Below are 6,622 nucleotides of genomic sequence, written 5' to 3' on the forward strand. Positions count from 1 at the left end.
AGGCTGAGCTGAGCAGAATGTCCCGCTGAGGGGGTGAGTCCGGATGGCCCAGGCCGCGTTCGCGCCGGAGCCGGCGCCGCAGCACACCGAGCCGTCGTTCGACGTGCTGCGGTGGCACGACGAGCCGTGGACCGCGCAGCTCGCCCTCGACCTGTTGCCGGAGACCAACGGCCCCAAGGTTGAGGTCCTGAGCGGAAGCGTGATCGTGACACCACATGCCGGATACGACCACCAAGACGCGGAGCTGGATCTTGCGTTCCACCTCAAGCAGGCAGCCCGCCGCGCCAAGCTGTGGCTTTATCTGGAGACGAACGTCGTCTCTGGTGAAGATCTCTTCATCCCCGACATCGTGATCCTTGACGCGCCGGGCGGTGGCCGGACGACGATGGACATCGGGCACGCCGTGCTGTTGGGCGAGATCGTCTCCCCCGGCAACCGGCGAAAGGACATCATCGACCGTCCGCGCGAGTACGCCGCGGTCGGTGTGCCCTTCTTCCTCCGCGTGGATCTGCGCAACCGGGTGCCCACCCTCGCGCTGTACGAGTTGATCGAGGGGGAGTACCGGCCGGTGGCCGCTGCGGCTGCCGGAACACGGTTCGTCATGCGAGAGCCGTTCGAGTTCTCCATCGATCCGGGTGATCTGCTGGGCGAGGAGGCCGCACCGACCGGGCCGGGGCCCGAGTCGGCCGACGACGAGGCTTGATCGACACGGTTTCCTGGAAATCGGGCCGTCCAGGTGCCGGGGACGCCGCGACTTCCTTGAACCCGAGTCGATCAAGGCCCGGCAGCGGCAGCCGGGCGGGGACGGCTGAGGCTCCCAGCGGGCGTCCAGCGGGGGTGGGGAAGAATGGCAGTGTGACTTCCCCCCGCGACCTTGTTCTGCTCGGGTCCACCGGCTCGATCGGCACCCAGGCCATCGACATCGTCCGGCGTAACCCGGACCGGTTCCGGGTGGTCGCCGTGGGTGCCGGCGGCGGCAACGTCGAACTGCTCGCCGCCCAGGCCCTCGAACTGGGCGTCGAGGCGGTCGGGGTGGCGAAGGCGTCCGCCGCGCAGGACCTGCAACTCGCGTTCTACGCCGAGGCGAGCCGGCGCGGCTGGGCCACCGGCGACTTCAAGCTTCCCAAGATCGTGGCCGGCCCGGACGCGATGACCGAGCTGGCCCAGTGGCCGTGCGACGTCGTGCTCAACGGGGTGGTCGGCTCGCTGGGCCTCGCTCCTACGCTGGCCGCGCTGCGCGGTGGTCGTACCCTCGCGTTGGCCAACAAGGAGTCGCTCGTGGCCGGCGGCCCGTTGGTCAAGGCCGCGGTGACGCGGCCGGGGCAGATCGTTCCGGTCGACTCTGAGCACTCGGCGCTGGCTCAGTGTCTGCGCTCCGGGACGCGGGGCGAGGTGCGCCGGTTGATCGTCACGGCCAGCGGCGGCCCGTTCCGGGGTCGGCGGCGCGACGAGTTGACGCAGGTCACACCCGAGCAGGCGCTCGCGCACCCGACGTGGACCATGGGGCCGGTCGTCACGATCAACTCAGCCACCATGGTCAACAAGGCGCTGGAGGTGATCGAGGCGCACGAGCTGTTCGACGTGCCCTACGCCGACATCACCGTGATGGTGCACCCGCAGTCGGTGATCCACTCGATGGTCGAGTTTGTCGACGGGTCGACGATCGCCCAGGCCAGCCCACCGGACATGCGGCTGCCGATCGCGCTCGGCATCGGCTGGCCGGACCGGGTTCCCGAGGCGGCCACCGCCGTCGACTGGACGGCCGCGCACACCTGGGAGTTCGCGCCGCTGGACGACGAGGCGTTCCCGGCCGTCGCGCTGGCCAAGGCCGCCGGGGAGGCCGGCCGGTGCCGCCCGGCGATCTACAACGCGGCGAACGAGGAGTGCGTGGCGGCGTTCGTCGCCGGCCGGCTGCCGTTCCTCGGCATCGTGGACACCCTCGAGCGTGTGTTGGAGGAGGCTCCGGACTTCGCCGAACCAGGTACCGTCGAGGACGTGCTCGCGGCCGAGTCGTGGGCACGCGCGCACGCGCAGGAGATCATCGCGGGTTCGGTGGAAGGAGCTTGATGTCGTACCTGCTCGGGGTGGTTCTCTTCGCCCTGGCCATTCTCATCTCGGTGAGCCTGCACGAGGCGGGTCACCTGCTGACCGCCAAGGCGTTCGGGATGAAGGTCACGAAGTACTTCGTCGGTTTCGGCCCCACCATCTGGTCGTTCCGGCGGGGCGAGACCGAGTACGGCCTCAAGGGCATCCCGCTCGGCGGCTTCTGCAAGATCGTCGGGATGACGCCGCAGGACGACGACGTCGAGCCGGGCGACGAGTCGCGGGTGATGTGGCGCTACCCGGTCTGGAAGCGGACGATCGTGATGGCCGCCGGGTCGATCACGCACTTCGCGCTCGCCCTGGTCACGATCTGGATCCTCGCCGTCTCCGCCGGCCTGCCCAACCCCGACTTCCCGACCACCGAGGCGCAGGCCCGCCAGGAGCCCGCCGTCATCCAGCTCAGCCAGTGCGTGGTCCCGGAGAACGCGGTACGCGCCTGCACTCCCGCCGACGCGGCCAGCCCGGCCGCCCAGGCGCAGTTGCGCAACGGTGACCGGATCACCTCGGTCAACGGCACCCCGATCAACTCCTACGGCGACCTGCTCACCACGCTGCGCGGGCTCAAGCCGGGCGACACCGCGCAGATCGCGTACGTCCGCGACGGGCAGCCGGGCACCACCAGCACGGTGCTCGCGCAGACCCAGCGTCCGCCCCTGGACAACCCCGAAGGTGCCGCCGCGCCGGTGGCCGCGCTCGGCGTCGGGCTCGTCCCCAGCACCCCAACTCGCGTGACGTACGGCCCGGTCGGCGCGTTCGGCGCCACCGCCGACTTCACCGGCGACCTGGCTGTCGGCACCGCCCAGGCGCTCCAGCGCCTCCCGCAGAAGGTCCCAGCCCTGTGGACCGCCCTCACCGGCGGCGAACGGGACGTGGACACCCCGATCAGCGTGGTCGGCGCCAGCCGACTCGGCGGCGAGGCGGTGGAGAACAACGCCTGGCTGGTCTTCTTCATGCTCTTCGTGTCGCTGAACTTCTTCATCGGCGTGTTCAACCTGCTGCCGCTGCTCCCGGTGGACGGCGGCCACATCGCCATCGCCTGGTTCGAACGGGCCCGCTCCTGGGTCTACGCGCGGATCGGCCGGGCCGACCCCGGCCGGGTGGACTACCTCAAACTGATGCCCTTCACGTACGCGGTGATCCTGATCGGTGGCGCGTTCACGCTGCTGACCATCGCCGCGGACGTCGTCAACCCCATCACGCTCTTCTCAAGGTGAGTGCCTGAAGTGACAGCTATCAGTCTCGGTATGCCAGCCGTCCCGCCCCCGCCGCTCGCTCCCCGTCGGGCCAGCCGCCAGATCATGGTCGGTTCGGTCCCGGTCGGTGGTGGTGCGCCGGTGTCCGTGCAGTCGATGACCACGACCCTCACCTCCGACATCAACGCGACCCTCCAGCAGATCGCCGAGCTGACCGCGTCCGGCTGCCAGATCGTCCGGGTGGCGGTGCCGTCCCAGGACGACGTCGAGGCGCTGCCCGCCATCGCCAAGAAGTCGCAGATCCCGGTGATCGCCGACATCCACTTCCAGCCCAAGTACGTCTTCGCGGCGATCGACGCCGGCTGCGCGGCGGTCCGGGTCAACCCGGGCAACATCCGGCAGTTCGACGACAAGGTCAAGGAGATCGCCCGTGCCGCCGGGGACGCGGGGGTGCCGATCCGGATCGGCGTCAACGCCGGCTCGCTGGACAAGCGGCTGCTGAGCAAGTACGGCAAGGCCACCGCCGAAGCGCTTGTCGAGTCGGCGCTGTGGGAGTGCTCGCTCTTCGAGGAGCACGGCTTCCGCGACATCAAGATCTCGGTCAAGCACAACGACCCGGTCGTAATGATCCGGGCGTACCGGCAGCTCGCCGAGCAGTGCGACTACCCGCTGCACCTCGGCGTCACCGAGGCCGGGCCGGCGTTCCAGGGCACCATCAAGTCGGCGGTCGCCTTCGGCGCGCTGCTGGCCGAGGGGATCGGCGACACGATCCGGGTGTCGCTCTCCGCCCCGCCGGTGGAGGAGATCAAGGTCGGCAACCAGATCCTGGAGTCCCTCGGTCTGCGCGAGCGGGGCCTGGAGATCGTCTCCTGCCCGTCCTGCGGGCGCGCCCAGGTGGACGTCTACAAGCTCGCCGAGGAGGTCACCGCCGGTCTGGAAGGGCTGCCGGTGCCGCTGCGGGTCGCCGTCATGGGCTGCGTGGTCAACGGTCCGGGCGAGGCCCGGGAAGCCGACCTCGGCGTCGCCTCCGGCAACGGCAAGGGCCAGATCTTCGTCAAGGGGCAGGTCGTCAAGACGGTGCCCGAGGCGCAGATCGTCGAGACGCTGATCGAGGAGGCGCTGCGGATCGCCGACGAGATGGGCGCTGAGCTCCCCGAGGAGCTGCGCGGGTTGGTCACCGGCCCGACCGTCACCGTGCACTGATTTTCCGTCTGGTTTTCCATCTGGAAAAAGCGGCCGTTCCCCGAGCAGGGGAACGGCCGCTTTCGTTGTGGTTTCTCTGCTTTCGTGCTGCGCCGCTGTGGTGCGGTGCGGCCTGGCGTTGTGGTGCTTTCGCGCCGGGGTGTTGTGGTGCGGCCTGGCGTTGTGGTGCGGCCGGGCGTCACTCGGATTCGGCGAGGATCGCGTACAGCTTGCGCCGGGTCTCGTCGAGCACCTGGGCGGCCCGCTCACGCTGGTCGTCGGTGCCGTTCATCATGACCTGGCGCAGCGCGTTCATCGCCTGCGCGCCGGAGTCGCGGATGTCGTGCCAGCTGCTCACCGTGCCCTGGGCGACGTCCGCCCACGGCGGGGTCTGCGCGGCCTCGGTGGCCTCCGCCTGACCGGCCTCGGTGACAGTGAACCGCTTCCGCCCGCCACCGGACTCCTCGGTGCTGGCAACGATCACGCCCTCGTCCTCCAGTAGCTGAAGGGTGGGGTAGATCGAGCCCGGGCTCGGCCGCCACGCGCCGCCGGTGCGGGAGTCGATCTCCTGGATCATCTCGTAGCCGTGCATCGGCCGCTCGGTGAGCAGGGCCAACACGGAGGCTCGGACGTTGGGGCGTCGGCCCCGACCCCGTCCACGGCCTCGGCCGCCCCAGGGGCTACCGGGTCCGTGCTCGTGGCCATGACCGTGCGGACCGGGCGGGACCGGCGGGAAGCCGAATCCCCGCATGCGGGCCTCGTGCATCGGGTGGTGCTGTCGGTGGAACCTCATCGGGTTCTTCCTTTCCTAGGACTATCGCTGATGCATCAACGATATATCGGCAATGCATCGTGTGACAACCCCGTACGTCGTCTTGCCCCGGAGCTGCCCGCGCCGCCCGTCGAGCGGGCGTGCCCTGGCCTGCGTACTCTTCGCCGCCAGCAGTGCGCTGCCGCTCGGTTGGGGCGTACCTGGTTGGCTTGTGCTCGGTGCCCTGTTCCTCCTGCTCGGGGCTCTGGTGCCCCCGGTCGTCCGGTGGGCCGGGCGGACCCGGCCTCGTGCAGCCGGTGCCGGCCTTGTCACTCGACCGGCGAAGCAGGGTGCCGATCTGGCAGGCTGATAGTCGTGCTGACGGTGCCGGTACGCCAACTGGGGGAATCGGAGCGCCGCGCGGTCGAGCGACTGCTCGACCATGACCCGTTCGCGGGCGCGCAGGTCGCCGAGCGGATCGCCGCGCGCGGACTCTCCTGGTGGCGGGCCGAAGGCAGAATCCTGGGGTACGGCGCCCGCCGCAACCTCGAATCACTCTGCTGGCTCGGCGGCAACCTGACCCCGGTGCTGGCGAGCGACGCCGCGGTGGCCGCCTTCGCCGACCTGCTCTCGGGCGAGGAACGGCTCTGCTCCTCCATCGTCGGCCGGGCCGACGCCGTCCTCGGGCTGTGGGAGCGCCTCTCCGACACCTGGGGGCCAGCGCGAGACGTCCGCCCCAATCAGCCACTGCTGGTCACCGACACCCTGCCACCCGTACCGGCCGATCCGGAGGTACGCCAGGTCCGCTCCGGCGAGGTCGACCGACTCTTCCCGGCGGCGGTGGCCATGTACACCGAAGAGGTCGGCGTCTCCCCGCTGGCCGAGGACGGCGGCCGCAGCTACCGCCGGCGAGTCAACGATCTGGTTCGGACCGGTCGCGCGTACGCCCGCATCGTCGACGGCAAGGTCGTGTTCAAGGCCGAGTTGGCCGTGGTCACCAAGCGGACGGCGCAGATCCAGGGCGTCTGGGTGGCACCCGAGTGGCGAGGCCGGGGGATCGCCACCGCCGCCATGGCAGCCGTGGTCCGCGACGCGCTGCTGCGGGTCGCCCCCACCGTCAGCCTGTACGTCAACGACTTCAACCTCCCGGCCCGCCGCGTCTACGAGCGCTGCGGCTTTCAGCCGATCGGCACCCTGGCCACCGTCCTTTTCTGACGGGGTCGACTGCGGGTTGCCCCCGGCGGGTGGTGTATCCCTGCAGATCTTGGACAGTTTCCGTTAGCGGGGAATAGTTAGCGGGGAACGGAAAGTGTCCAAGATTGGTAAGCGAATGCGGGTTGGAGGACGCCATGCGCTGTGGTGGGCAGTGCGGCGTCCGCGGCGTGGGCCCAGT

General features: G+C 70.0%; 6 protein-coding genes. 5 read left to right on the plus strand and 1 reads right to left on the minus strand.

The features are described from left to right. The first annotated feature begins 43 nt into the window (after positions 1–43). From ABZU52_RS23430 to ispG, 4 genes are all read left to right on the plus strand, one after another. Entirely contained in the window at positions 44–703 is a 660-nt protein-coding gene (locus ABZU52_RS23430; RefSeq protein WP_354973128.1) for a Uma2 family endonuclease, read from the plus strand. 152 nt (positions 704–855) lie between these two features. Continuing rightward, entirely contained in the window at positions 856–2,067 is a 1,212-nt protein-coding gene (gene dxr, locus ABZU52_RS23435) for a 1-deoxy-D-xylulose-5-phosphate reductoisomerase (protein WP_354973129.1), read from the plus strand. Continuing rightward, positions 2,067–3,317 carry a site-2 protease family protein gene (locus ABZU52_RS23440; protein WP_354973130.1) on the plus strand — a complete coding sequence of 417 codons (1,251 nt, stop codon included), beginning with the start codon at positions 2,067–2,069 and terminating at the stop codon, positions 3,315–3,317. The genes dxr and ABZU52_RS23440 overlap by 1 nt, the downstream gene beginning before the upstream one ends. Before the next feature lie 9 nt (positions 3,318–3,326). Continuing rightward, positions 3,327–4,499, plus strand: a complete 1,173-nt coding sequence (gene ispG / locus ABZU52_RS23445; protein ID WP_088991003.1) for a flavodoxin-dependent (E)-4-hydroxy-3-methylbut-2-enyl-diphosphate synthase — start codon at positions 3,327–3,329, stop codon at positions 4,497–4,499. 178 nt (positions 4,500–4,677) lie between these two features. Here ispG and ABZU52_RS23450 read toward each other — a convergent pair whose 3' ends face one another. After that, positions 4,678–5,271: a PadR family transcriptional regulator gene (locus tag ABZU52_RS23450; RefSeq protein WP_354973131.1), complete on the minus strand. Its 594-nt coding sequence runs from the start codon at positions 5,269–5,271 to the stop codon at positions 4,678–4,680. A 333-nt stretch (positions 5,272–5,604) separates the two neighbouring features. Here ABZU52_RS23450 and ABZU52_RS23455 point away from each other — a divergent pair, with 333 nt between their 5' ends. Next, positions 5,605–6,444 carry a GNAT family N-acetyltransferase gene (locus tag ABZU52_RS23455; protein WP_354973132.1) on the plus strand — a complete coding sequence of 280 codons (840 nt, stop codon included), beginning with the start codon at positions 5,605–5,607 and terminating at the stop codon, positions 6,442–6,444. The last annotated feature ends 178 nt before the right edge of the window (positions 6,445–6,622 follow it).

It is taken from the genome of Micromonospora sp. NPDC005220 (assembly GCF_040607895.1).
Classification (GTDB): domain Bacteria; phylum Actinomycetota; class Actinomycetes; order Mycobacteriales; family Micromonosporaceae; genus Micromonospora.